This is a genomic window from Herbaspirillum rhizosphaerae (assembly GCF_001189965.1).
Taxonomy (GTDB): Bacteria; Pseudomonadota; Gammaproteobacteria; order Burkholderiales; family Burkholderiaceae_D; genus Herbaspirillum; species Herbaspirillum rhizosphaerae.
This window is the reverse complement of record NZ_LFLU01000016.1, coordinates 1-25981: the sequence shown is the minus strand read 5'-3', so window position 1 is coordinate 25981 and position 25981 is coordinate 1. Positions and strand designations below refer to the sequence as shown.

25 protein-coding genes are annotated in these 25981 nt (G+C 61.6%); 9 read left to right on the top strand and 16 right to left on the bottom strand.

Annotated features, from left to right (window positions below; genetic code table 11):
- Nucleotides 1-33 precede the first annotated feature (33 nt).
- The 3 genes from AKL25_RS18720 to AKL25_RS18710 are packed head-to-tail and all read right to left on the bottom strand — an operon-like array spanning nucleotide 34 to nucleotide 2398.
- Nucleotides 34-450, bottom strand: a complete 417-nt coding sequence (locus AKL25_RS18720) for a hypothetical protein (RefSeq protein WP_050479229.1) — start codon at nucleotides 448-450, stop codon at nucleotides 34-36.
- Between the two features lie 45 nt (nucleotides 451-495).
- The gene (locus AKL25_RS18715; RefSeq protein WP_050479228.1) at nucleotides 496-1119 is read right to left on the bottom strand and encodes a glutathione S-transferase family protein; all 624 of its coding nucleotides are present in this window, start codon (nucleotides 1117-1119) and stop codon (nucleotides 496-498) included.
- Nucleotides 1120-1141: 22 nt separating this feature from the next.
- Nucleotides 1142-2398 carry a hypothetical protein gene (locus AKL25_RS18710; RefSeq protein ID WP_167541911.1) on the bottom strand — a complete coding sequence of 419 codons (1257 nt, stop codon included), beginning with the start codon at nucleotides 2396-2398 and terminating at the stop codon, nucleotides 1142-1144.
- Here AKL25_RS18710 and AKL25_RS24835 point away from each other — a divergent pair.
- Entirely contained in the window at nucleotides 2360-2821 is a 462-nt protein-coding gene (locus AKL25_RS24835) for a hypothetical protein (protein WP_167541910.1), read from the top strand. The genes AKL25_RS18710 and AKL25_RS24835 overlap by 39 nt on opposite strands.
- On the opposite strand, the gene AKL25_RS18705 is transcribed toward AKL25_RS24835, so the two are convergent.
- Complete coding sequence (locus AKL25_RS18705) at nucleotides 2777-3682, bottom strand: LysR family transcriptional regulator (protein ID WP_050479226.1); 906 nt, start codon at nucleotides 3680-3682, stop codon at nucleotides 2777-2779. The genes AKL25_RS24835 and AKL25_RS18705 overlap by 45 nt on opposite strands.
- 93 nt (nucleotides 3683-3775) lie before the next feature.
- Here AKL25_RS18705 and AKL25_RS18700 point away from each other — a divergent pair, with 93 nt between their 5' ends.
- Complete coding sequence (locus AKL25_RS18700; protein WP_083444781.1) at nucleotides 3776-4762, top strand: quinone oxidoreductase family protein; 987 nt, start codon at nucleotides 3776-3778, stop codon at nucleotides 4760-4762.
- Nucleotides 4763-4781: 19 nt separating this feature from the next.
- Here AKL25_RS18700 and AKL25_RS18695 read toward each other — a convergent pair whose 3' ends face one another.
- Nucleotides 4782-5639, bottom strand: coding sequence for a D-hexose-6-phosphate mutarotase (locus tag AKL25_RS18695; RefSeq protein WP_050479225.1), 858 nt, complete (start codon nucleotides 5637-5639; stop codon nucleotides 4782-4784).
- A 144-nt stretch (nucleotides 5640-5783) separates the two neighbouring features.
- Here AKL25_RS18695 and AKL25_RS18690 point away from each other — a divergent pair, with 144 nt between their 5' ends.
- From AKL25_RS18690 to AKL25_RS18675, 4 genes are all read left to right on the top strand, one after another.
- Complete coding sequence (locus tag AKL25_RS18690; RefSeq protein WP_050479224.1) at nucleotides 5784-7079, top strand: E22 family MetX-like putative esterase; 1296 nt, start codon at nucleotides 5784-5786, stop codon at nucleotides 7077-7079.
- Nucleotides 7080-7206: 127 nt separating this feature from the next.
- Entirely contained in the window at nucleotides 7207-7419 is a 213-nt protein-coding gene (locus AKL25_RS18685; protein WP_050479305.1) for a hypothetical protein, read from the top strand.
- Nucleotides 7420-7622: 203 nt separating this feature from the next.
- On the top strand, nucleotides 7623-9197 hold the full coding sequence (locus AKL25_RS18680; protein WP_050479223.1) for a M20/M25/M40 family metallo-hydrolase: 1575 nt from the start codon (nucleotides 7623-7625) through the stop codon (nucleotides 9195-9197).
- Nucleotides 9198-9285: 88 nt separating this feature from the next.
- Nucleotides 9286-10164 (top strand): PhzF family phenazine biosynthesis protein, encoded by an 879-nt coding sequence (locus AKL25_RS18675; RefSeq protein WP_050479222.1) that lies wholly within the window; start codon nucleotides 9286-9288, stop codon nucleotides 10162-10164.
- Between the two features lie 79 nt (nucleotides 10165-10243).
- On the opposite strand, the gene AKL25_RS18670 is transcribed toward AKL25_RS18675, so the two are convergent.
- Nucleotides 10244-10822 carry a hypothetical protein gene (locus AKL25_RS18670; RefSeq protein ID WP_050479221.1) on the bottom strand — a complete coding sequence of 193 codons (579 nt, stop codon included), beginning with the start codon at nucleotides 10820-10822 and terminating at the stop codon, nucleotides 10244-10246.
- Nucleotides 10823-11149: 327 nt separating this feature from the next.
- Here AKL25_RS18670 and AKL25_RS18665 point away from each other — a divergent pair, with 327 nt between their 5' ends.
- A complete protein-coding gene (locus AKL25_RS18665) occupies nucleotides 11150-12808 on the top strand; it encodes a methyl-accepting chemotaxis protein (protein WP_050479220.1) in 1659 nt (552 codons plus the stop codon).
- A gap of 89 nt (nucleotides 12809-12897) precedes the next feature.
- Here AKL25_RS18665 and AKL25_RS18660 read toward each other — a convergent pair whose 3' ends face one another.
- The 9 genes from AKL25_RS18660 to AKL25_RS18620 all read right to left on the bottom strand — a co-directional run bounded on the left by AKL25_RS18660 (nucleotide 12898) and on the right by AKL25_RS18620 (nucleotide 21317).
- On the bottom strand, nucleotides 12898-14481 hold the full coding sequence (locus AKL25_RS18660; RefSeq protein ID WP_240475796.1) for a sensor domain-containing diguanylate cyclase: 1584 nt from the start codon (nucleotides 14479-14481) through the stop codon (nucleotides 12898-12900).
- Nucleotides 14482-14539: 58 nt separating this feature from the next.
- Nucleotides 14540-15001 carry an AraC family transcriptional regulator gene (locus AKL25_RS18655; RefSeq protein ID WP_050479219.1) on the bottom strand — a complete coding sequence of 154 codons (462 nt, stop codon included), beginning with the start codon at nucleotides 14999-15001 and terminating at the stop codon, nucleotides 14540-14542.
- A 112-nt stretch (nucleotides 15002-15113) separates the two neighbouring features.
- Complete coding sequence (locus tag AKL25_RS18650; protein ID WP_050479218.1) at nucleotides 15114-16115, bottom strand: sensor domain-containing diguanylate cyclase; 1002 nt, start codon at nucleotides 16113-16115, stop codon at nucleotides 15114-15116.
- 225 nt (nucleotides 16116-16340) lie between these two features.
- Entirely contained in the window at nucleotides 16341-16811 is a 471-nt protein-coding gene (locus AKL25_RS18645; protein WP_050479217.1) for a nucleoside deaminase, read from the bottom strand.
- A gap of 258 nt (nucleotides 16812-17069) precedes the next feature.
- Complete coding sequence (locus AKL25_RS18640) at nucleotides 17070-17699, bottom strand: flavin reductase family protein (protein WP_050479216.1); 630 nt, start codon at nucleotides 17697-17699, stop codon at nucleotides 17070-17072.
- Between the two features lie 12 nt (nucleotides 17700-17711).
- Entirely contained in the window at nucleotides 17712-18806 is a 1095-nt protein-coding gene (locus tag AKL25_RS18635; protein WP_050479215.1) for a BMP family ABC transporter substrate-binding protein, read from the bottom strand.
- Between the two features lie 278 nt (nucleotides 18807-19084).
- Nucleotides 19085-19738, bottom strand: coding sequence for a GntR family transcriptional regulator (locus AKL25_RS18630; protein WP_050479214.1), 654 nt, complete (start codon nucleotides 19736-19738; stop codon nucleotides 19085-19087).
- A gap of 100 nt (nucleotides 19739-19838) precedes the next feature.
- Nucleotides 19839-20861 carry a tetratricopeptide repeat protein gene (locus tag AKL25_RS18625; RefSeq protein ID WP_050479213.1) on the bottom strand — a complete coding sequence of 341 codons (1023 nt, stop codon included), beginning with the start codon at nucleotides 20859-20861 and terminating at the stop codon, nucleotides 19839-19841.
- 90 nt (nucleotides 20862-20951) lie between these two features.
- Nucleotides 20952-21317 carry a nucleotide pyrophosphohydrolase gene (locus tag AKL25_RS18620; RefSeq protein ID WP_050479212.1) on the bottom strand — a complete coding sequence of 122 codons (366 nt, stop codon included), beginning with the start codon at nucleotides 21315-21317 and terminating at the stop codon, nucleotides 20952-20954.
- A gap of 241 nt (nucleotides 21318-21558) precedes the next feature.
- Between AKL25_RS18620 and AKL25_RS18615 the strand changes: the two genes are divergently transcribed.
- Together AKL25_RS18615 and AKL25_RS18610 are read left to right on the top strand one after the other, a co-directional pair.
- Nucleotides 21559-23106 (top strand): methyltransferase regulatory domain-containing protein, encoded by a 1548-nt coding sequence (locus tag AKL25_RS18615; protein WP_050479211.1) that lies wholly within the window; start codon nucleotides 21559-21561, stop codon nucleotides 23104-23106.
- 140 nt (nucleotides 23107-23246) lie between these two features.
- Nucleotides 23247-24923, top strand: a complete 1677-nt coding sequence (locus AKL25_RS18610; RefSeq protein ID WP_240475795.1) for a sensor domain-containing diguanylate cyclase — start codon at nucleotides 23247-23249, stop codon at nucleotides 24921-24923.
- A gap of 12 nt (nucleotides 24924-24935) precedes the next feature.
- Here the strand turns inward: AKL25_RS18610 and AKL25_RS18605 are convergent, their stop codons facing one another.
- Nucleotides 24936-25862 (bottom strand): LysR family transcriptional regulator, encoded by a 927-nt coding sequence (locus tag AKL25_RS18605; RefSeq protein ID WP_050479210.1) that lies wholly within the window; start codon nucleotides 25860-25862, stop codon nucleotides 24936-24938.
- Nucleotides 25863-25981 lie beyond the last annotated feature (119 nt).

The window sequence follows — 25981 nt, the reverse complement described above, 5'->3', positions numbered from 1 at the left end:
CGTATCAGCGGCGTTGCGCGGAGCGCTGCGGCCTCAGGCGATCAGCGGCGGCAGATGATCGACCGGAAAGCCGAGGCGTTCCAGCACGCTGCGCAATCTCGAAACGTACGCGTAATCGACCGCTGAATCGATCGGCGGCTCGATGTGCACCATGCTGATGGCGCAGACTTCGCGCTCGCCGTCGTTGGCGAGGAAGGCTTCGGCGCGATAACCGGTCTGGTGTTGGTAGAGCAGGTCGATTTCGGCGTGCGTCAGCTGGTACAGCATGCCGCACGCGAGTGCATCCCTCTCCCGCAACAGCATGGCCTTTTCGCGTACCACCACGCTGTGGTGCTGGATGGTGGCCAGGCGCGGCTGGCGGATGACGATGCCTTTCTGTTGCAGCGATTCCGCATCCATGTGCAGGCCGTAAAAGAAAATGTCCACAAGGCGATGGGCGGAATTGTTCATGGTCGTCGGTCGGTGGGATAGGTCGATGAGCGTGCCGGCGCCGGGTCAGGCCGTGCCGTTGTTGCCGTGCCGGCTAAAACCGGGGCGCTCTGTGAGTCGCTGGAAATACGCCGACACGGCCGGATAGTCGGGACGTTCCAGCGGCGTGGCGAGCCAGCGGTTGATCGACAAGCCGATGGGAATATCGGCCAGCGTGAAGCGGTCGCCGGCAACGTAAGCGCCGGTGGCTTGCAGCCGCTGTTCGAGGATGCCGATATGCCTGTTCCAATTGGCGACGGACGCTGCCACTTGCTGCGGATCCTGATGCGTCGGCGAGTTGCGCACCAGCGACATGAAAGCGTAGCTCCAGGAATTGTTCAGGTTGGTCGCTTGCCAGTCCATCCATTGATCGGTGCAGGCGCGCGCTTGCGGATGGCGCGGATAAAAGCTGTCATTGCCGTAGCGGTTGGCGAGATAGCGGATGATGCTGTTCGACTCCCACAGGACGAAGCCGTCGTCGTCGATCACCGGCACCAGCGCATTGGGATTGAGCGCGAGAAATTCCGGCACCTGTGTTGATTGAAATCCGCTGCCCCAGTCTTCGCGCTGAAAGGGCAGGTTCAGTTCGTCGCAACACCAGAGGACTTTGCGGACATTGATGGAGCTGGCTTTTCCGAAAACGATGAGCATGGCCGGATGTAGGAATGTTTGGTCAGGATCCTGTACAACTTGTGTAAGGGGCGGTTTCTCCGGTCGCCGGCGTGCACAGTCTGACAGCGCCGAGATTCTTGCGCTTGTTCAGCCATTGTCCGGTATTGATCGCGACAGGGGCCGAGGAGGGCGCACCCCTGTCGGCAGATTGTACGGTGTAATAATCATGTTCGCCTTTGATCACGATCAGCAGCATGGACTCGCTCGCCTTGCCCTGCGTTGCAGGCGCGGTGCCGCAGCTGAATACGGCAATGAACTGATCGTAGCCGTTGACATTGCCTTCGGAAAGCATCTTGCGGCTGAATGATGCCGGGCAGCTCTGGCGGATCTCTTCTTCGATTTTTTCACCGAACAGGGTCGGTGTCATGCTTGCATCGTCGGCCAATCCCTGGACGCCGGTGATGGTGAATTTGCGGGTCCAGTTGAGTCGGTCTTCGCCGTTGGGAACGGCTTCGCGCCGATAGTGCTGAGACGTCGCCTGTTCGGAAATTGTATTGAATCCGTCGGGATAGTCGGCCTTCAGCAACTGGCTGAAGATCGGGGTGACGGACGACGTGCTGTACCTGGGCATTGCCGGCGGCGTAGTGGCGACGGGCTCCGCCGGTGCTGGGGCCGGAGGCGCCGATGGCGGCTGCGGTTGCGGTTGTGGCTGGGCGATGGGCGTGATCTGTGCGGGCGGCGGAGCCTGCACGGCCGGCAGCGCAGGCGCGGCTTCGGCAACGACCGCCGGCATTCCGTCGTCGCCCTTGGTCTCGTTCGCATCAGGGACCCAGACCACGCGATTGTCGATCGCATAGACTTTGCAGTTGACGTAGCCCTGCGCGGTGCAGCGCGTCATCGCGCGCACCAGCGGATCCATCGGCGCCGTCTTGTCGGCCGGATTGTTGCTCCAGGTCGAGACCAACTTGTCGTTGTCTGCGATGACGAAGGCGCGCGGCGGTTTCTGCGCCAGCCAGGATCGATACGCCTCCTTGCCGTGACTTGTTTTCAGCGGCATGGCATCGACATCTTCCAGCGCGGCAAATCCGGTCGCGCGATAAATGCGGGTTTTGGCGGTGAGGTCCAGCTTCGCAGCCGTGAGGTCTTTCAGGTCTGCTTCGGCCCTGCTCTGAGTGCGCGGCTGAATGGAGGAGCCGAGAAAAAACATGTTCGCCCCTATGCCGGTAGGGAAGTCGTATTGGTAAAAACTGCGTTCTCCGGCTTTGACCTCAACGATGTAATGGCTGACGACGCCGAACGGGCCGGGCTGGACCGCCATGTCATAAGAACCGGGCTCAAGCCGGAAGAGCAGATACGAGCCGTTGTACAAATCGCCGCTCTGTTGCCCCTGCAGGGTCGTGGAAAAGGACTGCGCCACCGCGACAAATGCTTTTTTGCGATAGAGATAGACGTCGCCTGTTTCGGATGTCAGCGGTTGCAAGCCCGTGTAGGCGGCCCCCGGAGCGGTGGCGCAGCCATTCAATGTAAGCGCAATGACAACAAAAAAAATGCCGGTGCAGATCGTGCGTATTTTTTTATTCATGATTCGCATCTGAAAGTTTCCCCTGCTCTCGATTCTACAGAACGGCGAGGTATCGTCAACGATAACGGCGAGGATGGCGGCAGCGAAGGCGCAAGTCGTCGGAGAAAGCGCAATTCAGGCCAGGGCGTCGTGCTGTTCCTGAACGATCTGCGCCAATAATCCGGCAATGCATTGCACCCGCGGCGAGCGGCGCAGGTCGGGGTGGACGGTGAGCCAGATGTCGCGCTGCATGGCGTCCAGGCCGCTGTCGAATTCGACCAGCGTCTCGTCGTTGCGCGCGATGAAATGCGGCAGGATGGTGAGTCCCAACCCTGACCGGCAAGCCTGGTGCAGGATGGCGAAATCGCTGGCGGCCAATACGTAAGGCGCGCCATCCGCGCATTGCGCCAGCCACGCGCGATGCGGGCCGCCTTGCAGCGCCTCGCCATAGCCGATGTATTGCCGCCTGGCACGCGCCACGCGTTTCCAGCGGCTGCTGCCGTAGAGTCCGTAGCCGGCGCTGCCGAGGCGACGCGCCATCAGGCCGGGTTCTTCCGGGCGCGACAGGCGCAGCGCCAGGTCGGCGTCGCGCCGGTGCAGATTGGCGGCGCGGATTTCACCGACCAGATCGAGTTGTATGCCTTCCCATTCCTTGTGTCTTTGCGCCATCAGCGGCATCAGGAAATGGCTGGACAAGGCCGGCGGCGCCGACAGCCGTACGACGCCTTGCATGGCCGTCATGCCCTGGATGGCGCGGCCGAAGGCGTGCGCTTCCAGTTCGATGCGTTCGGCCGCTTCCAGCAGGGTCTTGCCTTCGTCGGTCAACTGCCAGCCGCGCGGCAGACGGTCGAACAGCCGCAGCCGGATCGCGGTTTCCAGTGCGCCGATACGGCGCGCCACGGTCGAATGCTCCACCGCCAGCAAGCGCGCCGCCGCCGACAGGCTGCCGCTGCGCGCCAGACAGAGGAAGTAGCGCACGTCATCCCAGGAGAGCTGCTCAAGCGAGAGGGGCGTTGCAGGCGTATATGTCGATTTTTGCACAGTAGATGGGCATGAATGAGGAATTCCGTTCGATTTTGCACGAAGTTATTCTGAGCGTCCACTTTCCTTTTTCCATCGAGACGGAGCAGGCACATGAACACGCAAACCACCACTTCCAGGGTCATTCAATTTTCCTCCTACGGCGACGCCACGCACCTGGAGTACGCCTCGCGCACCTTGGCGCCGCTGGCGCCCGGCGCCGTGCGCGTGCGCCAGCAGATCGCGGGCGTCAACTATGTGGATGTGTACTACCGTGTCGGGCGCTATCCCTTGCCGTTGCCCGGCGTACCGGGTGTGGAAGGCAGCGGCGTGATCGAAGCGGTCGGCGCCGATGTCCCGATGTTGAAAGCCGGCCAGCGCGTGGCATGGGTAGCGCGCAGCGGCGGCTACGCCGAGCACGTCGACCTGGATGCCTCGCGCGTGATTGCCTTGCCCGATGACATATCGCTGGAGCAGGGCGGCGCCGGCATGCTGCGCGCCATGACCGGCTATCTGCTGTTGAACCACTATGCGCGCCTGCAACGCGGCCAGACCGTGCTGGTGCACGCGGCGGCGGGCGGTCTCGGCCTGTTGTTGACGCAATGGGCCAAAGGCATGGGCGCACGTGTGATCGGCACCGTCAGCAGCGCTGAGAAGGCGGCGCTGGCGCAGTCGCGCGGACTGGACGACGTCATCAACTATCGCCAGGAAGATTTCATCGCCAGGGTGCATGCGCTCACCGACGGTAAAGGTGTGGATGCCGTGATCGACGGCATTGGCGGCCAGCACGTCTTGCACAGTATCGAGGCCACCCGCAGCGGCGGCATGACGATCAGCATCGGCTCGATTTCGGGTGAAGGCGCGCCGGCGGAGGCGTTGCCGGCGGCGCAGGCGCGCGGCGTATTGCTGGAACGGCCCAGCATCCTGAGTTTCATCGGCGAGCTGCAACAGTATCGCGTCGCCGCCGCTGCCGCCGTGACGCAACTGCAAGCGGGATTGCAGATCGACATCGCCGACCGCTTGCCGCTGCAAGACGCCGCGCAGGCGCATCGTCTGCTGGAGTCCGGCGCGGTGCAGGGGGCGCTGTTGCTGACCCTGTAAGCCGACGCGCCGGACGGTTTCAGCGGCTGCGCGTCAGCCGCTGTACGCCGCGCCAGGTGGCTTGCGGCGACAGGCGCACCGGATGCTCGATCTGCGCCGCTTCGATGCAGAGCATGCGGGTCCAGTCTTCGGCCGGCATGTCGCCCAGCTGCGCCGCTTTTGCCGGACCGGGATTCCAGATCACGCTGTCGGCGAAGCCTTGCTGGTCCAGTTGCAGGAAAGGCTGCTCATCCTGCAGCAGGGACAGCGCCGCCGGCGCGTTGAAATAGATGTTGTCGGTCTCGTCGCTGATGCGCAGCGGTGCGGCGCCATGCACGGCTTCGCTGCCGCCTGCGACGGTGGTGTCGAGCACGCGCGTACCTTCCAGTTGCGCGACGGCGGCCTGGCGCACGTCGGGTATGGCCAGGTAGGTATGCAGCGCGGCGGTGAAGTCGAAGGCCGCCGTGCCGGTGTTGGTGGCGTTGAGCGCGACGCTGACCCAGCCGGCGCCGAGTTCCACCTGCAGTTGCAGCAGGAAGCTGTGCGGCCACAGCGCGCGGGTGCCGTCGGTATCGGTGGCGACCAGGCGCACGCAGGCGACATCCTGATCGTCGCCGCTCAGCACGTCGCCGTCGACATGCCAGACCAGGTTGCGCACCAGGCCGTGCTTGGGCAAGGCGCCGCGTCCGGAGAATTGCGGAAAGCAGACCGGCACGCCGCCGCGGATCGATGCTCCCGGTTTGACCGCCGGCATCGGCGTGCAGTAGAGGTGTTCGCGTCCTTCGGCGGTTGTCCACGAAAGCAGTTGCGCGCCGTACAGGCTGACGACGGCGCTGTCGCCGTGGGCATTGCGCAAATGCAGCAGGCCGGCGACATCGGGCAGGTGGGTAGTGGGCACAGGAAATCTCCGTTGTATTGAAACCGCATTGAAACTGTATGCGAACTGTAAAGAGGCGTATTTTTACACATGCCCGGTTGTGATGCGGCGGTGCTTGTCGTAGAGTGGCCGGGTTGTCACATCCATGCCCGGGAGATTCGTTTCATGATGAAGTTGCGCCGTCCGTCTTTCATCCTCTCTTTCGCCGTCTTTTTCGCCTTGCCTCTCGCCTGGTCGTCACCGGCGGCCTTGGCCTCATCGCTGCCTACCCCCGTGCGCCCGCAGCCGCTGCAGCAGATGCCGCAACCGTCATCGAAACAGACGCCACAACTGCCGCAGGCGTCGCCGTCGGCGCCGTTGCCGTTGGTTAATAAACAGATATTCACCTTGGCTTCCTACAAGACCGTCGGCGGGCAAGAGATCCGCGACGTGCGGGTCGGCTACGAGACCTACGGCAAGCTCAACGAGGCCGGCGACAACGCCGTCTTCATCGCGCATTTCTATTCCGGCACGTCGCACGCGGCAGGCAAGTACAAGGAGAGCGACGCCGCGCCAGGCTATTGGGACAGCATCATCGGTCCCGGCAAGGCGATCGACACCGACAAGTATTTCGTGGTCAGCGCCGACACGCTGGTCAACATCAACGTCAAGGATCCGATGGTCACGACCACCGGCCCGGCGTCGATCAACCCGGCCACCGGCAAGCCCTATGGCATGCATTTCCCGGTGGTGGCCATGCGCGACTCGGTGCGCGTGCACAAGCAACTGCTCGACAAGCTCGGCGTGCATCAGCTGGCCGCGGCCATCGGTGCATCGGGCGGATCGATCCAGGCGATGGAGTGGGCGGCGCTGTATCCCGATTTCGTCAAGCGCGTGGTGCACGTGATCGGACCCGGTTTCGAAATCAGCCCTTACGTGATCGCCTTGCTGGACGTCTGGTCGCTGCCGGTGCGGCTCGATTCGAAGTGGAAGCAGGGCGACTACTACGGCAGCGGCGACCCTGACGACGGCGTGGCCGAAGCGCTCAAGATCGTGAGCGTGCAGACGCGGCATTGGGAGTGGGCGCAGGCGACCTTCGGCTATGCGCTTGCCGATCCTGACAAGGCGCCCGGGGCGGCGGTCGGCAATCTCTTCAAGATCGAATCGGCGCTGGAAGCCGGCGCACGCGCACGCGCCAAAACCGTCGACGGCAACAGCATCATCTACATGTCGAAGGCCAATCAGCTGTATCGCCTCAGCGACGAAGAGGTGAAGGGCATCAAGGCCAAGATCCTGTTCATCCCGAGTTCGAGCGATCTGGTATTTCCGCTCAAGCTGTCGATGGAAGCGCTGCAGCGGTTCAAGAAGCAGGGCGGGCAGGGCATGCTGTATCTGCTGCAGGGACCCGGCGGGCATCTGGAGGGCGTGCTCAATATCGACAAGGCGGCCGGCGTGATCTCGCGGTTTCTCGCGACGCCCTAGGGTCATCGAATCCTTACAAATCTTTAAATTGATTTACCCGGAATCGCGCTCTTGCCTGTTCTTGTCCGTGCTCCGAATGGCTATGATGAAGACAGAATCATTCATCGACTTTTTCAAGGAGCATGCCATGAGCGTTTCATCCGTTTCTTCGTCTTATACCAATGCGCTGTACGACAACGTCTACGTGCCGGTCAAGAATGCCGTCGCCAAAGTCGGCGACGAAATCAGCGATGCCGTCGACTCCACCGTCGACACCGTGAAGTCGGCCGCCAACACCGTGGCGGATGACGTATCCGCCGGCTGGAAATCCCTCGGCAACATCATCGATACCTCGGCCTGATGCCGCGGGCGCAGGATGGCGCGAGTAGATCGCTGATTGCCGTCCTGTGCGTTTCGTAATTCACAAATAATTTTCATCATTCGTGTCGGCTCCACAGGGGGCGCGTGTTTGCGTCTCCTGTGGAGCTTCTTCGACATGCGGATGGATATTCGCGGGGAGATGATTTCTGTATCATGGCCGTTCCATTGCCATGAGGAAATCGCATGAACATCATCTCCCGCCGCTCTCTCCGCGCCACGTGCATCGCTTCCGGCGTCGCCGTCGCAATGCTGGCGTCGTCATCTCTTTTTGCTGCCGATGCACCGACCGGCGCGCAAGCTGCCATTGCTGCAAAAGCCACCTTCAAGGAATGGGCGGAAGTGCTGGCCATCCCCAACGATTCCGTCGTGGCGGCAGATATCCAGCGCAACACGGCATGGTTCGAACAGGCGTTCCAGCGGCGCGGTTTCCGCACGCAGCAACTGGCCAACGACGGGCGTCCGATGCTGTTCGCCGAGCTGCCGGGCAACCAAGCGGGCAAGCCGACCGTGCTGTTTTACGCGCATCTCGACGGCCAGGCGGTGACGCCGTCCGAATGGCAGCAGGAGAGCCCGTGGAAGCCGACGCTCAAGCAGCGCAACGCCGCCGGCCAATGGGAAACGCTGCCGATCGATCAGCTCTACACCGCCAATCCGAATCCCGAATGGCGTCTGTTCGGCCGCGCGTCGGCTGACGACAAGGCGTCGATCATGATGATGCTGGCCGCTTTCGATGCGCTTAAGAGCAGCGGCGCGACGCCGGCAGTGAACGTCAAGATCATCCTTGATTCGGAAGAGGAAAAAGGTTCGCCTTCGCTGGGCAAGGTGATCGGCGCGCATCAGGCGTTGCTGAAATCCGACCTGCTGGTGGTGCTCGACGGCCCCATGCACGCCAGCAATCTGCCGACGCTGGTGTTCGGCAACCGCGGCGTGGCGCAGGCGACATTGAAGGTGTTCGGACCGCGTCAGGACAGCCACAGCGGACACTACGGCAATTACGCCGCCAACCCTGCGCAAACCATGGCGCGCCTGCTGGCCTCGATGAAGGATGACGACGGCCGCGTGACGGTCGCCGGCTACTACGATGCCGTCAAGCTGGACGACGAATCGCGCCGCATCATGCGCGCCGTGCCGGACGATGAAGTGGCATTGCGCAAGCGCCTTGGCATCGCCCAGGCCGAGAAGGTCGGGCAGAACTACCAGGAAGCCATGCAATATCCCACGCTGAACGTGCGCGGCCTGCAGTCCGCCGATGTCGGCGCCAAGGCGCGCACCATCGTGCCGGGCGTGGCGATTGCCGAGCTCGATCTGCGCACCGTGCCGGAGACCGATCCGCAAGTCTTGCTGGGTTTGCTGAAGACGCACATTGAGAAGCAGGGCTTCCACCTGGTCAAGGGCGAGCCGACCGATGACGATCGCGCCCGTTACGCCAAGCTCGCTTCGCTGGACTATGCGCAGGTCTCTGCTTCCAGCATGGCGGTGCGCACCGACCTGGCTGCGCCGATCGGCAAATGGCTGCGCAGCTCCTTCAACAAGACCTATGGCAAGGATCCGGTGCAGATCCGCATGATGGGCGGCACCGTGCCGACCGGCGCCATGGTCGGCGCGCTGAAGATTCCGTTCGTGATCGTGCCGCTGGTGAACGCCGACAACAACCAGCACAGCGCCAACGAGAACATGCGCCTGGGGAACTACATCGACGGCGTACGCACGCTGACCGGCATCCTGACCGAGCCGTTTGAGCCGTTCCAGGGCAAGTAAATTGAGCAAAGTTGCAACATGCCAGCGAAGATCCGGCGTGTTGCGCTAGAATCCCCTGAAGAACAAACACACTTCGGGGGATTTTATTTTGCACGTCGAAGCTCAGATCGTTAATGCTTTCATCGATGGCGCCCTTGGCGGCAATCCCGCAGGCGTAGTGCTCGACGCGGATAATCTGACGGCAAACCAGAAATTGCTCATTTCCCGCAAGCTGGGTTTGTCCGAGACGGCGTTCGTTTCCGCCTCGCAGAGCGCCACCATCAAACTCGAATTTTTCACCCCGACACGCCAGATCCCGCACTGCGGCCACGCCACTATCGCCACGTTTTCCCTGTTGCGCAAGCTGGGCCTGGTGGGCGAGGGCATGCTGTCGAAAGAGACTATCGACGGCAACCGCAACATCCTGATCGACGGCGACATGGTCTACATGGAGCAGCGCGCGCCGGAGTACCGCGACATTCCCGCGGCCTCGCCTTTCACCGCGCGCATTGCGGCGTCGCTGGGCGTGGCGCCATCGCAGTTCCATCGCATGCTGGTGCCGGCGCTGGTCAACACCAGCAATACTTTTCTGGTGCTGCCGTTTCCGGACGAACAGACGGTTTCCACGCTGCGCCCCGACTTCAAGCTGATCGAAGCCATCAGCAATGAGCTGGATGTGATCGGTTACTACGTTTTTTCCGACATGACGACGATCAGCGGACGGCATGCCGGCGTACGCATGTTCGCGCCGCGTTTCGGCATCCCGGAGGAATCGGCCACCGGCACGGCGGCCGGGCCGCTGGCCTGTTATCTGCGCGATTACGCCGGCGTCAGGGATGCCGAGATCATCATCGAGCAAGGCTATCTGATGCAGCCGCCTTCTCCCAGCGTCATCAAGGTCAAACTGTCCGTCGCCGACGGCCGGATCCGCCATCTGATGGCAGGCGGCACCGCCAAGGCGACGCGTCTGATCAAACTGGACATCTGACGCGGCAGATCGGACGGCAATAAAGCAGCGGGGGCGACCATGGTCGCCCCCGCTGCGTTTCATGCAAGGTCTTCGATCCTTACTTGTGTTCGATCTGGAACATCAAGCCCTGCTGGATGATCTCCGCCGACATCAGCTTGTCGCCGACGACATCGGTCATGCGCTGGCCGGGATTGTTCAGCGCGTTATTGACCAGGCGTTTGATCAGCTCGGGCAGTTTTTGCTTGTCGCCGTCGGTGACCAGGCGGCTGGTGGCTTCTGCACACAGGAAAAACTCTGCCCGCGCGCCTTCGCTGCGATTGGAGAGCAGCACGCCGACCGTCTTCAGATCGCCGTCCTTGGCCAGGCTGCCCATCATGGATGTCTGCGCCGGACCGACCTGGGTCTGGAAGGTGCGTTTTTCGCCGCCGTTGTGCAACTGGGTGACGTCGATGGTGTAGAGCGGCGCCATGCGGCCGGCGTCGTCATCCTTGCGGTCTTCCAGCACGTCGGCGATGGCGCGGTTGAATTTGGTGGCGAACAGGCTGGGCGAGATACCCAGCGATTGTTCCGCCGCTGCCTGCGCTGCCAGTTTGTCGTCGACGGAGTGATCGCAGGCGGTCAGCAGGAGAAACGGGACCAGCAGCGACAGCACGATGCGGACGATGTGTTTGTTCATGGTTTCCCCTTTATTTGTTTGAATTTTTAACATGAAGTTGTTTCTGGTCTATGTCAATTATGTTGTAAAGATGCCGCGAAAGCATTGTGAAAAAATTAAGCATTCTTAATCGTATGTGATATCTTCGCACCGTCGCACACCAAGCTGGCAAAGCTTTTCCGCCCGGCAAGGCCGTACGCAACGTCTGGCATCACCTGACGTGATCTCAAGCATACTCAAAAATACAGGACATTGTTTCCTGTGATAAATATTTTTTCTCCGGCGTGGCATGGGACGTGCTCACCCGTAAGGTCGACTTTTGACAAAAACTTCGGATTGGGAATAAGCATGCGTGCGTTAAACAAATTGAAAATCGGGGTGCGCCTCGGCCTGGGATTCGGGCTGCTGGTGTTGATGTTGTCGGCGATGGCGGCGTTTTCCTTGATGCGTCTGGAAGGAATCCTGGCTACCGTCAAATACGGCGACAAGGTGCAGGCGGAAAAACTGCAGCCTTTGTACAACGCGCGTGAAGCGCTTGATCAGACCGGCCTGGCGGCGCGCAATGCCTTCATCTTTACCGACAACGCCGAGGCGATGAAGGAACTGGCCATCGTCGACGAGCAAAAAGCCGTCTACCTCGATACGCTCAAATCCATGGCGCCGGCCTTCAAGGGCGACGCCGATTTCGACAAGGTCAGCGCCGGCCTGCTGGCCATGGCCGAAGAACTGAAACGCCCGCGCAAGTATCGCGAAGCCGGACAGATGCAGGAATACGGCGATTTCCTCGTCAAGGAATGCAGCCCGTTGCGCCGCCAGATCGTCAAGGACATCAACGTCGTCATCAAGCAGACCGAGCAGCGCGTGGCCGAAGCGGGCACCGCCTCCGACCGCCTGTTTGACCGCTCGATCGCCTGGATCATCGGCATGACCATCGTCGCGGTGCTGATCGGCGTCGCAGTTGCGCTGGTCATCACGCGCGGCCTGTTGAAGCAGCTCGGCGGCGAACCGGACTATGCAGCGGAAATCGCCGACCACATCGCCAAGGGCGACCTCGCCATCGAGATCAGCACCAAGAGCGGCGACCAGGGCAGCCTGCTGATGTCGATGAAAGAAATGCGCGACAACCTGGCGCGCATCGTCGGCCAGATCCGCGAGGGCGCACACACGATTGCCTCGGCGTCGAGCCAGATCGCTTCCGGCAACGCCGACTTGTCGTCGCGCACCGAGGAGCAAGCCGGTTCGCTGGAAGAGACGGCGTCGGCCATGGAAGAGCTGACCGCGACAGTCCAGCGCAATGCCGACAATGCCCGCCAAGCCAATACGCTAGGTGCGACCGCATCGTCGGTGGCGGTCAAGGGCGGCAGCGTGGTCGATCAGGTGGTGGAAACCATGGGATCGATCAACGAATCGTCGCGCAAGATCGTCGACATCATCAGCGTGATCGACAGCATCGCTTTCCAGACCAACATCCTCGCCTTGAACGCCGCAGTCGAAGCGGCGCGCGCCGGCGAACAAGGCCGCGGTTTTGCCGTGGTGGCCTCGGAAGTGCGCAGCCTGGCGCAACGTTCCGCCACCGCCGCCAAGGAAATCAAGGAACTGATCGGCGACTCCGTGAGCAAGGTCACCAGCGGCACCGAGCTGGTCGAACTGGCCGGCAACACCATGGATGAAGTGGTCGCCAGCGTCAAGCGCGTCACCGGCATCGTTGAGGAAATCAGCGTCGCCAGCCAGGAACAGCATCAGGGCATCGTGCAGGTCAGCGGTGCGATCAACCAGATGGATGAAGTCACGCAGCACAATGCGGCGCTGGTTGAACAAGCCGCCGCCGCCGCGCGTTCGCTCCAGGATCAGGCCGAAAGCCTGACGCGTGCGGTCAGCCTGTTCAAGCTTTCGCATGGCCACGGCGCCGTGCTCAATGCGGTGGAACTGCCAATGATTTCCGGCGGTTCGCGTCTGTCGATTGCCCATGACGACGGCAAGCGCAACGTCAAACTGTTGCCGCGCTGAGGCATGTCGTAACGACGGTGCTGGTACTCAAAGCCGCAGCATTTCCGATGGAATGCTGCGGCTTTTTTCATCGTTCGGAGAGTAGGGATTCAGACGACGTCGGTCGCGGCGCAAACCTGGTTACGGCCCTGTTTTTTTGCCTGATACAGCGCCTGGTCGGCCTGGCGAATCAAGGTTTCGGGAAGGTCGTCCGCATGTGCCGGCATGAGCGCATCGATGCCGGCGCTGACCGTGACGTTGCCGGCCGGATTGCCGGCATGCGCAATCTGGAGTGCGTCGATGGTCTGGCGCAGGTTCTCGGCGATCGCCAGCGCTGCGGCGAGATCGGTATTAGGCAAGAGCACCGCGAGTTCTTCGCCGCCGTAGCGCGCCGCCAGGTCGCCGCTGCGGCGCGATACGTTTTTCACGGCGCGCCCGATCTGGCGCAGGCACTCGTCGCCGGCGGCGTGGCCGTAGATGTCGTTGTATTGTTTGAAGCGATCGACATCGACCATGATCAGCGCCAGCGAGCTGGCGTTGCGGGTCGCACGGCTGAGTTCTTCCTGCAGCGCGAGATCGAAATGACGGCGGTTGGCCAGTCCGGTCAGGCCGTCTTCCAGCGCCAGCCGCTGCAAGGTGGCATTGAGTTCATTGAGCGAATCGCGAGCCTCGCGCAAGGACACTTCGGTGCGCGCACGCAGCCTGATTTGCCGCACCAGGCGCCAGCCCAGCAGCGCCAGCGTCAGCACCAGGATGCCGATGCCGCAGGCGTGCATGACGGTGTCTTCCACCCAGCCCGAGAGCGCTTCCTGCTTCGACAACGCCACGAAGACATACAAGGGGTAGTGCTGCAAATGATCGTAGGCGGTGAGGCGGACCTTGCCGTCCACCGTCGATTTGAACGTGACCAGCCCGGAAGCATTTTTGGCGATGTGATCGCGAAAGATCTGTGTATCGACCATGGTCTTGCCGACGTATTCTTCATACAAAGGCCGTCGCACCAATACCGTACCCTTGTTCATGCCGAGGAAGATCACGCCTTCCTTGCCGATGTCGAAGGTGTCGTAGAAGGCCTTGAAGTATTGCAAGTCAAGCGCCGCCATGATGACGCCCGCGAAGCTGCCGTCCGGGCGGTTCAGGCGCCGCGACACGGTGATGATCCAGGAGCCGGTGGTGCGGTTCTTGATCAGGGGGCCGATATAGGCGTCGCGGCCGGGATTGTCGCGGTGATACATGAAATACTCGCGATCGGAAACATCCTGCGGCACATACAGCGGGGTGGAGTCGACCAGCGAGCGGCCATGGTCGTCGTAGGCAAAATAGGCATGGATCTGCGGCAGGGCGTTGGCGTTCTGTCCCATCAATGTGGCCAGGTGCCCCTGGCCGCGCGGGCCCGATCCTTCGGTCTCGATGAGTTTGATCATGCCGATCAGCGAGACATCGGCGGATTTGAGCGTGTCGTCGGCATGCCGCTGCAAGGCGTGTGCGATGTTGGTGACGGCAACGTTGGTATCGTCGATCTGTTGCTTGCGCGCCAGGCCGAGCTGGATCAGGTCGACCACGATGAACAGCCCACATACCAGCAGGATGAAACCGATCGCCAGGTTGGCGACCGAGGCGGGCTTTCTGACGGCTTCCTCAGGCGACGGTTCCGCTGGCGGCGCGGACATGGCGTCCATATCTGCCGTACTCATTGTGGCTTGCCCATCATCGCGCTCCTTCGATTGCAACAGCAGGAATGGAAAAGCCAGTTTAACGTACGGCGACGCAGAGTTCGCAGGAAAATAAACCGGTTTCCGGATCCGTGCGCGAACCCGGCAGGTAACGCTCGAAACCGGGGCGTGCATCGAACTGCAATTGTTGCCCGGGAACCCATTGCCGGCACATGTCCATCCAGGCCTGGCCGATGTCTCGCGTATGGCCGCGGAAATCCGCCACGGCGTAACGGCCGCCCGGCAGCGTGGTCAGGGCCGCGCCGTCGGCGACAAAACTGTCGGGCACTTCCACGCAGGCGTCATAGCGGCATTGCTCGGGCGGCGTGGCGGTCGGGTCATCCAGTCCGATGCCGTAACAGGTCAGGCCGTCGAGTTGGCGGGTTTGCAGCCAGGGGAGGAAGGTATCGCGCCAGAAGTCGCCCAGCGCAGGGCCGTAAGGACCGGTGTAGCGCAGGAAAGCAACTTTGACCGGTGGCAAATCGATGATCCGCAAGTTCATGTTTCACTCCCGTGGCGAGTCGGAGCGCACATCATACTTGAAGTCGATGTCGGGTTTGCAGGGGAAATCGCGGGCCCTTGCGCACGCCTGTCGCTGCGGCACTACGGCGGAATCAATGCCGGTATTTGCGCTGCGCCGGCAGCAGCAGATCGAGCAGCATCGCGAAGGCATTGGCGCCGTGGCGCGCGTGCTGTTTCTTGTTTTCAAACATGCGCGCGTCGGCGCGTTGCATCAGTTCGCTGACGGATTGTGTTGCACCGCCTGTGTGGCTGTCGGCGTAGCCGACGCTGTAATGCAATTTGTAGCCGCGCTTGCTGCTGCGATTGTGCTGCCTGATCGCCTTGTCGAGAAAGCGTAGGGCGACGTCAGCCTGTTGCTGATTGGTATTGGGCAGCAGCACGGCAAATTCGTCGCCGCCCAGGCGGCCGATGATGTCGGACTGGCGGAAGCTGCGTGTGAGGATAGTGCTGAAATCCTGCAAAGCGCGGTCGCCTTCGGCATGGCCGAACTGATCGTTGATTTGCTTGAACAGGTCGAGATCGAAATAAAACAGCGAGACCGGTTTGTCGAGGCGCTTACACAGGCTCAGCGCTTGTTCCGCCATCGCTTCGAAACCGCGGCGATTCGGTACGCGGGTCAGCTCGTCGACGGTGGCCAGCTCCATGGCGAACAATTCCTGCTCGGCCATTTTCGCCAGATCGCGCAGCAAGGCCTGATCGTCGTGGTCGAAGGCGCGCGGCTGGTTGTCGATCAGGCACAGCGTGCCCAGTTGATCGCCGTTGCCCACGCAGATCGGGCAACCGGCATAGAAGCGCACGCTGGCGTCGCCCATCAGCGGATGATCCTGAAAGCGATCGTCCAGCACGGTATCGGGCACCACCAGCAATTCATCGGTTGCCGCGGCGCGCGGAAGGGCGGAATGATCGGTTCTCGACGGCAGCCACTGGCGATGCGTTTCGGCCAGGCTGACAAAAGCCACCGGCACGTTGAAGAGGCGTTTGGCCAGCCGCGTCAGGCGCTCAAAGCGCATCTCCGCCGAGGAAGCGAACAAGCCGAATGCATGCAACGCGTTCACTTGATAAAAATCACGCGGCGACATTTCAGGCATCTTCATGGCTTGTACTCGATTCATGGCAACGGGGCTAGTCAAACTTGCCGCAAAGAATGGTTGTCGACATTCTTTGTCGGATGTAATCCCGGTAACGACAGGGATGCCGTTTTCTGAAGCGAGGCGCGCCAAATTTACACTTGTAGCGCAAGCATGTTTCGATGGAAATATTGGCAAGCGGAAACTGCTTGCCGCGATGGCAAGCATGTTCCCGAGAAGGAGATGGGGATGCTAGTCCGGCACAAACCGCGCCAGCACCGCACAGGCCTCTTCCGCCATTAGCGGTCCGTCGACGATCATCGCCGGGCTGGCGTTGGCAAGCGTTTCCGCACTGCGCAGAGGCAGTTGCGGGCCGCCCAGCGCTGCGCCGATCTGTGCGGTAGAAGCGGCATACACCACACGCTTGATTTCTGCCCAGAACATTGCGCCGCTGCACATCGCGCAAGGTTCGCCGCTGGCATACACGGTGGCGCCGCGCAGCGCTCTCAGGCCGAGTTGTTTTTGCGCGGTGCGCACCAGCACCATTTCGGCATGGCCGGTGCAATCGGCAGCGCTGTTTTGATTGTTGGCGGCGACCAGCAGAATTTCTCCCTGGGGCGACACCAGTGTTGCGCCGAAAGGCATGTCGCCGTCGGCAAGTGCTTCGGAGGAGGCCTGGATGGCCAGGCGCATGGCTTTAATGTCACTATCGTTGAATGTCATTTTATAGAACTCCTTTCATCAATAGGCGTGAGTGCGAGCTTGCCCTGTTTGGGATGAGATGCAAGGCGCGACTCGGGATCAAGACTGGGGGTCTTGATCCCGAGTCGTAACGCAGCAGATCGCCCAAACAGGCCGCTCCCTCCGGGTTCTTCCCAGAAAGGGCGCTGGCCGCGTTGCGCTCCTTGCGCGTGGCACGCCTTGCCAGCGCCCTTTCTGGGAAGAACGCATCTCACGCCTATTGATGAAAGGAGTTCTTTCTCACATTTCGTCGATCGGAGTGGAGTTGGCCTGCGCCTTCTCCAGCGAAAACCGCTCGCTGGTCTTGACGTAAAAACTGGCGCCGAAACGGCCCACCGGGTGGTAGTCCTGCAACCGCACGCGCCACAGTTCGGTATCCACCAGGCCGTCGCGCGCTGCGAGCCATTGTACTCGTCCGATAAAAATGTAGCGGCTCGCCGTTTCCAATTTTTCGTGCAGCACGCATTCGAAGGCCACCGGCGCTTCGGCGATGCGCGGCGGCTTGACGCTTTGCGACGGCACCGCATGCAATCCGGCGTGCGCCAGTTCGCTTACATCGGAAGGCAGCCGGTCGCCGCAGGCGTGCATCTGTTCGCACATGGCTTCGTCGGTCAGATGCACGACGAATTCTCCGGTCCTGAGAATGTTGGCGGCGGTGTCTTTCAGATTGCCGTCGTGCAGGCGATTGATGCTCACCATCACGATCGGCGGATCTTCGCCCAGCATGTTGAACATGCTGAACGGCGCCGCGTTGATGGTGCCGTCTTCGCCCAGCGTGGTGATCAATGCAATTGGGCGCGGCACGATCAGGCTCGCCATCAATTTGTAGCGCTGATACACGCCCAGTTCGGAGAAATCGATTTCAGTCATGGCGATGCTTTCTTAAGGTTGCTTGCCCTGTATGCCCTCGACATACCACTTCATGGTCCACAGTTCGGATTCGGGCACGGACTTGCCGGCGGCCACCTGTACTTGTCCGGCCTGGTTGTTGATCGGGCCGGCGAACGGTTGCAAGGTGCCGGCGACGATCGCCTTGCGGCGCTGCTCGACCAGCGCGACGACATCCTTGGGCAGGGCAGGATTGAGTGGTGCGAGCTGCACAATGCCTTCCTTCATGCCCCATTTGGTGTCTTCCGATTTCCATTTTCCTTCCAATACCTGGCGCACCTTGTGGACGTAGTACACGCCCCAGTTCAACACGTTGCCGGTGAGATGCGCGTCGGGGCCGAAGCGCGTCATGTCGGAATCCTGGCCGAAGGCGTACAGCTTGCGGCTCTGCGCCACCTGCACGGCGGCCGGCGAGTCGGTGTTCTGGTACAGCGTGTCGACGCCTTGCGCGATCAGGGTCTGCGCGGCGTCGCGTTCCAGGCCCGGGTCGTACCAGGCGTTGATCCACACGACCTTGGCCGTGACCTTGGGATTGACGCTGCGCGCACCGAGCACGAAGGCGTCCAGGTTGCGGATCACTTCCGGGATCGGAATCGGCGCGACATAGCCCAGCGTGTTGGTCTTGGTCATGCGGCCGGCAATGGTGCCGAGCAGATAGGCGCCTTCGTAGAAACGGGTCTGATAGATGCCGACATTGCGCGCCGTCTTGTAACCCGAGCAGTGCTCGAAGATGACGTCGGGATATTCCGCCGCCACCTTGATGACCGGATTCATGAAACCGAACGAGGTGGCGAAGATCATCTTGCAGCCGTCGTCGATCAGCTGGCGCATGACGCGTTCGGCTTCCGGCGTTTCGGGCACGCGTTCGACGAAGACGGTTTCGATGCGGGCGCCGAACTCACGCTCCAGCATGCGGCGACCGAGGTCGTGCTGGAACGACCAGCCGATGTCGGCCACCGGACCGGAATAGATGAAGCCGATCTTCAGGCGCGGCGCGGGGCTGGTCGCCGCCATCACAGGGGCCGGCAGCGAAGACAGGGAGGAGAGGGCGGCAGCGCCCGAGGCGAAAAGAAAGTCACGGCGTTTCATGGCAACAAGGCTCCTTGCATGGATGGATAAAGATCAGGGCGAGGTGCGTCATCGTTGCCCTTAAATTGTATACATGCAATTTAAATGCCAGCCTTTTAAATTAATTAAGTATTTGATTTATATATAAATAATGAATTTGTTTAAATTGTATACATTTGTTTATTTTGGCGCAATCAAAGACGATTTCGCACCATGCGCGGGCAGCCGGCGAAATTCTGGTGCGTGGTAAGGAGGGCGGGGAGAGAGGGCGAAGAGGGGAGATGTTGAGCGGGGGAAACTCAGGCTGGAAGTCGCAGGCGGGCTTCCAGCGCCAACAGATGCTTGTCCATTTCGTCGGCGGCGCCGTTACTGTCGCGCAGGGACAGCAATTCAACCAGGCGGGCGTGTTCGTCGTGTTCGCAACTGGCTTCGCCGGGAGCTTCGTACAAAGCGACGATCAGCGAACAGCGCGTCATCAGTTCGGTCAGCATGCGCTGCAAGACCTGGTTGCCGGACAGCTCCGCCAGCGCCAGATGAAAGCCGCCGGCCAGCGCCACCCAGCGCGGGTGATCCTGGTCGTGCAAGGCGTCGTGTTCGGCGCGCAGCCGCTGCTTGAGTTTTTCGATATCGCCGTGCTCGATGCGGCGCGCCACTTCACGCACGATGGCGCCTTCGATGGCGCGGCGCGCAGCGAAGACGTCGCGGGTTTCCCTGGGGCTCGGCGTAGCGACGGCGGCGCCCTTGTTGGCGACGATGTCGACGATCTGCACTTCGGACAAGCGGCGCAAGGCCTGGCGCACCACCGTGCGGCTGACGCCGAACTGTTCGCACAGGGCAGCTTCCTGCAAACGCGTGCCGGGCTTCAGGCGGCCATGCATGACGCCGTTGAAGAGCGCGTCATAGACGGTCTGGTCGAGGCTTTCGGCAGGGTCGGCGCTGCGTTGAGGTTTCATGAAATGCAAACGTGGTCAGATGAAGGCAGGTGCGCGGGCGTGGAAACCGCCCGAGGCCGCCCGTATGATAACTGTAATGCTCCTGCAGGAGGAGTGTGCATCAGGAGCGCACCTTGTAGATGGCGCCGCCCATGCCGTCGGCGCTGAACTGCATCTGCACCGTGCGTTCGGCGCCGCAAAAGAACACATGCCAGTCTTCGGTCCACGTGCCTTTGACCGGATAGGTGCCGGTCACCAACGGTTGCGTGAGCGGCAGCCAGACCGCGTCGCCCACCTTGCTGACCTCTTTGATGGACATCAGGCGGAAGTCCTTGCACTGCGTGGAATTGGGCGTGCCGGCCCGTTCCGACGCCAGCGCCGCGCCCGTCATGACCGTCGGGATGGCGTCGGCAACCACCTTCGGCGCGGCGCGTGTCGGGCCCAGCGTGTCGACTTGCTGCGCCAGTGCGAGGTATTTCTGATAATCCGCAGGCAGGTTGGGGATGCCGTCGAGCAGTGTGCGGATCTGTTTGGTGGTGCCGGCGCCGCTTTGCTCCAGCAGCAGCGTGGCCAGCATCAGTCGCGCCGGCAGGTAACCGGCAGCCGCCGCGCCGGCAAGACCGTCGATGGCTTCGATCTGGTCGCCGCGCTCGGCAACGGTGCGGCGGGCGATCGCGTTGTACTTGCGGTCGTCGGCCTTGCCCTTGACCATGAACTGGTTGGCGGGGTCGAGCGAATAGGCTTGCCACAATCCGAAGCCGGCGCGCTGGTCGCCGGCGGCGACGGCCTTGCGTGTCCAGGCGCGCGCCTCGGCGAAGTTGACCGGCAGGCCGTTGCCGGGCAGGTTGAGGTTGCCGTAAATCGCCGCGCAGGTCGGTTCGCCGCCTTCGGCGCACTCGCGCGCCAGCCTGGCGCCTTGCACAACGTCGCGCGGGGTGCCGAGGCCGCGCAGCGTCATCAGCGCGAGGAAGGATTTGGCGCGGTTGTCGCCTTGCGCCGACAGCTGGGAAAACTCGCGGTAGGCGGCATCGTATTTCTGTTCGCCATAGGCGTTCAGCGCGCTGTTGATATCGGCGTGGGCGGACAAGGCGCACAGGCTCAGCAGCGTGCCGCAGGCGGCGGCTATTTTGAGGGACGGCTTCATTCTATTTCCTGGACAGGGGTGGATCACGGTCGCGGCTCTTTGCACTTCACAGCAACGATGGCGGTTTGGAGTTGTGTTCGTGGCAAGCGTTCAATACTCGGTGTACTTGCGCGACTGGCCTTTGACTTTGTCGACCGGATATTTTTCGCGGTTGAGCTGCATCTTCTCGATCACGGCGTCATACAGATCGACGTCGACGCGGTCGGCCAGGCGGATCAGGTACACCAGCGTGTCTGCCAGTTCATGGCGGATGCCGGTGCGCTGCTTGTCGTCGAGTTCATGGAGTTCGCCGGTTTTCAGCCACTGAAAATGCTCGACCAGTTCGGCCACTTCCACCGACAAGGCCATGGCCAGGTTTTTCGGCGTGTGGAACTGCTGCCAGTCGCGCTCTTCGACGAACTGGCGCACGATGTCGCGCAGGGCGGTGAGATCGGAAGGGGAAGAGGAGTTGCTCATGAGATCACGGCGGGATGGGACAAAAGCAGACTATAGCCGATTGCCCGGCGGACGGTGAAGTCGGGGACCCGCCTGCAGGTCGGAGCATGGTCGGCCGGTGGTCAGCAAACCGTCAGACCGGGGAATAAGCCGGAATCTCCGGCATATTCTTCAAAACGTTCCGGTCCGATTCTGCGACACTGCGTGTTGGCATTTTCATCGAATTCCCCCGCAAACGCAAAAACAAGGGACAGACGGCGCAATGAACTCCAACTGGACTGACGGCTACGTCACCGACATCGGCTACACCCACGGCTATTATCCGCAACTCAATCCGGCACGGCTGCAACTGGGATTTGCCGCGGTCGGGCTCGACAGTCCACTGGTGCGCACCGCCTGCGAACTCGGATTCGGCCAGGGCCTGAGCGTCAACATCCACGCCGCCGCGTCGCCGGTGGCCTGGTACGGCAACGACTTCAACGCGCAACAAGTCGCCAACGCGCAGTCGCTGACCGCTGCCGCGGGCAGCAGCGCGCAATTGCAGCAGGCCAGCTTCGCCGAGTTTTGCGCGCGCGACGATCTGCCGCAATTCGACTTCATCGCCATGCACGGCATCTGGAGTTGGGTGTCGGCCGAGAACCGGCGCATCATCCGCGGCTTCGTCGAACGCCATCTCAAGATCGGCGGCGTGCTCTACGTCAGCTACAACACCCAGCCCGGCTGGGCCGCCTTCATGCCGCTGCGCGATTTGCTGCTGCGCCATTTCGACATGCCGTCCAACGAAGGCAAGGGCAGCGCCGAACGCATCGACGCTGCGCTGGCGTTTGCCGACGGACTGTTCGCCACCAACCCGGTCTACGCGCAAGCCAATACCTTCATGCAGGAACGGCTGGAGCTGGTCAAAAAACAGAGCCGCCACTATCTCGCGCATGAGTATTTCAATCGCAACTGGCATGCCGAGTCCTTCGCCGACATGGCCGACATCTGGTCCGATGCGGGGCTGGAATTCGCCTGCTCGGCCGACTTCCGCGATTACCTCGACATGGCCAACCTGACGCCGGAGCAGCGCGCCTTCAGCGCCGGTATCGAAGACCGCCATCTGCGCCAGAGCGTGCGCGACTTCATGGTCAACCAGCAATTCCGCCGCGACTACTGGGTGCGCGGCGCGCAGCGCCTGGATCCGGCCCTGCACCAGGCCACGCTGGCGCAACAGCGCGTGGTGCTGCTGAATCATCCGGACAAGATCCCGATGATGCTCAAGACCGTCGCCACCGAGATCACGCTCAACCCGCATATCTATGGCCCGATCATCGAAGAACTGTCCGACATGCAGCCGCATTCGCTGGGCGAGATCGCCGGCGTGGTCGGCTCGCGCAACCTCGGCCTGCAGCAAGTGCTCGATGCGGTGATGATGCTGATTGGCGCCGGCAACGCAGCGCCGGTTCAACTGGACGCCGACATCGCGCAAAGCCAGGAAGGCAGCGTCGCGCTCAATCGCCACCTCGTCGCCCTGGCAGCAGAGGGCAACGCGGACGGCGACATCGAACATCTCAGCAGTCCGCTCACCGGCGGCGGCGTACCCGTCGATCGCATCCAGCAACTCTTCATGCTCGCCGTGCTCGAAGAACAGCAGACGCCGGCCGACATCATCGCGTTTGCCTGGCGCCATATTTCGGCGCAGGGAAAGAAGCTCGTGCGCGACGGCGTGCGTCTGGAAGACGAGCAGGACAACCTTGACGAACTGAGCGTGCAGGCACAACGTTTCTTCGTGGAACGCTTGCCGGTGTTGCAGGCCTTGCTGGTGATTTAGGTGCGCGGTTTCGTGGTTTTTAAGTAGGCCGCGCGTAGTTTCCCGCTATATGGGAGGCATTAAAGTCGGTTAAGATGACGATGCCCGCGAGCAGCAGATTTCTTGCGCGCATCATGATTATTTCCGAGAAGAAAAACATTTTGAGTAATCCGTTGCGAGTGAAGTGGACGCTGAAGACCAAGGTCATCATGGTCGTGGTTGCTGCCGTTCTGGTCACTACCGCAGTGATTGTCTCGGTTTCGCTTTACATCATGAAGCGCGATATCAAGCACCTGATCGGCGACCAGCAATACACGACGATCAAGATGATCTCGACGGCGCTGGATGAAAGCTTCCATACCCGCCGCATCACGCTGCGTTCCCTGGTGCAGGGCTTGCCGGCTTCGGCCCGCCGCGACCACCAGCAGTTGCAGACCTATCTGGCCAGCCACACCAGCCTGACCGACATGTTCTTCAACTTTTCTGCATTCGATGCCGACGGCAACCTGATCGCCAATTTCATCGATAGCAGCGCCGTCGGCAAATTCAATGTTGCCGATCGGGAATACATGCGGCGCACGCTGGAGCAAAAGCGCGGCGTCATTTCCGAGCCGCTGCGCAGCCAGCTGTCCCAGCGCGCCATCGTGCTCATGACCGAGCCGGTGCTCGACGATCGAGGCGACGTTGCAATGGTGTTTGTCGGCAGCGTCGATTTGCAGCAAGCCAATTTTCTCGGCCAGTTCACCAATACCAAAGTCGGCAAAAACGGTTTCATCTTCGTGCTTACCGCCAAGGGCATCATCGTCGATCACATCGACAAGGGACGCATCCTGCAGCACGCCAACAGCGTCGGCGGCAACAGCGGCGGCACCGACCGTGCGCTGCAAGGATTCGAGGGCAGCATGGAAGGCGTCAATCGCAGCAACCAGCCGGCGCTGTTTGCCTTCAAACGCATGACCTCGACGGACTGGATCATCGGCTCCATCTACCTGCAGGAAGACGCCTTCCAGCCGGTGCGCGAGATCCAGAAACGGGCGCTGCTGGTATCGCTGTCGCTGGCTTTCATCGCCGGTTGGCTGGCCTGGCTGATCATGTCGCGCCTGATCGATCCGCTGCACCGGCTGCACGGCCACATCCAGAAGATCCGTGCCGCCAAGACCTACGACGAAGTGCCGTTGTCGTATCGCGAAGATGAAATCGGCGACCTCGGCAGCGCTTTCAATTCGCTCATGCGCGAACGCAAGGATGCCGATCTCGAACTCGACCAGGCGCGCCTGAATCTGGAAGGCATGAACAAGGCGCTCGAACGGCTGGCGCTGGAAGACGACCTTACCGGCCTGGCCAACCGCCGCCAGTTCGATCTCAGCCTGCACGAAGAATTCAGCCGCGCCATGCGCAACGGCGATTCGCTGGGGCTGGTGATGGTCGACGTCGATCACTTCAAGCAATACAACGACATCTACGGCCATCTCGCCGGCGATCAATGTCTGCGCAAGATCGGCCGCGTGATCAAGGCGCAGCAGACGCGTCCCGGCGACGTGATGGCGCGCTACGGCGGCGAAGAAATAACGATACTTCTGCCCGGCGCCGACGAAGCCGGCGCCATGGCGGTGGCTGAACGCGTTCGCGTCGCCGTGCGTCAACTGGGTTTGCTGCATGAGGGTAATGAAGCGGGCATCGTCACCATCAGCGCCGGCGTCAGCGCCTTTGTGCCGATCCGCGATGTCGACGCATCCGATAAATTGCTGCGCGCGGCCGACAAGGCGCTCTACCTCGCCAAGAGCGAAGGCCGCGACTGCATCCGCAGCAGCTCCGCCTTGCCGCCGTCAGCGCTTTGAAGGCAGCCGGTTTCAACTCTTCTTGTATTGCCGTGTAAATTTCTTCGCCAGATCGAGGAAATTTTTTTCCGCCGGCGAAATGCTGGCAATCCGGTTCACCAGCGTGATCGGCGCCACCAGCGCCGGACGCGCATCGCGGATGCGGCAATACACCACGCTGTCGCGATGGAAATTCTTCATCGACGCCGGCACCACCGAGATCCCGCCGCCGGCCGCCACCAGGCTGATGTTGGTCAGCATGCGCTCGACCTCGGACGCGATGTGCGGCGTAAAGCCGGCGTTCTCGCAGGCTTCGATCAGGTTGGAATACATACCCGGCGCCCCATGCCGCCGCACCAGGATGAATTGCTCCTCCGCCAGCGCCTTGATCGAGACGACGGGCAATTCACTCTTTTGCTGCTTCTCCAGCAGGGCATGCCCGACCGGCAGGATCAGCAGCATTTCTTCCTCCAGCAACTGATGGAAACCGATGCCGCGCGGCTGGCTCACCGGTGAGCGCAGGAAGCCCAGGTTGACCTTGCCTTCTTCGATGTCTTCGGTCAGTTCCGCCGCGTTGCCTTCGCGCAGATCGAGATGCACGCCCGGATAGGCATTCCGGTAAGCGCGGATGATGCCGGGGATCAGTGGATGCGCCGCGGCTGAACTCGTGAAGCCGATGATCATCGTGCCTTCAAAACCCTGAGCGGCGCGCGCCGCCTTGGCCGAGGCCAGCTCGACGCTGCGCAGGATGGACTTGGCTTCTTCGAGGAAGGCGGCGCCGCCGGCGGTCAGCTCCGCGCCTTTGGGATGGCGGCGGAACAGGTCGAAGCCGAGTTCTTTTTCCAGCATGCGGATCTGGTGGCTGAGCGGGGGTTGCTGCATCTCCAGGCGCTCGGCGGCGCGGGTGAAGTGTTGTTCTTCGGCGACTACCAGGAAGTAGCGGAGGTGGCGGAGTTCCATTAGGTGGCTATCTCTTTTTAGTTTTGAGATGGGGGTGTTGATACATTTTACATCTGGAGGTGTTTTGTTCCGACTGGCTTTATCGGTAATTGAATCTTTTCTTTCTTCGATCAACCGTG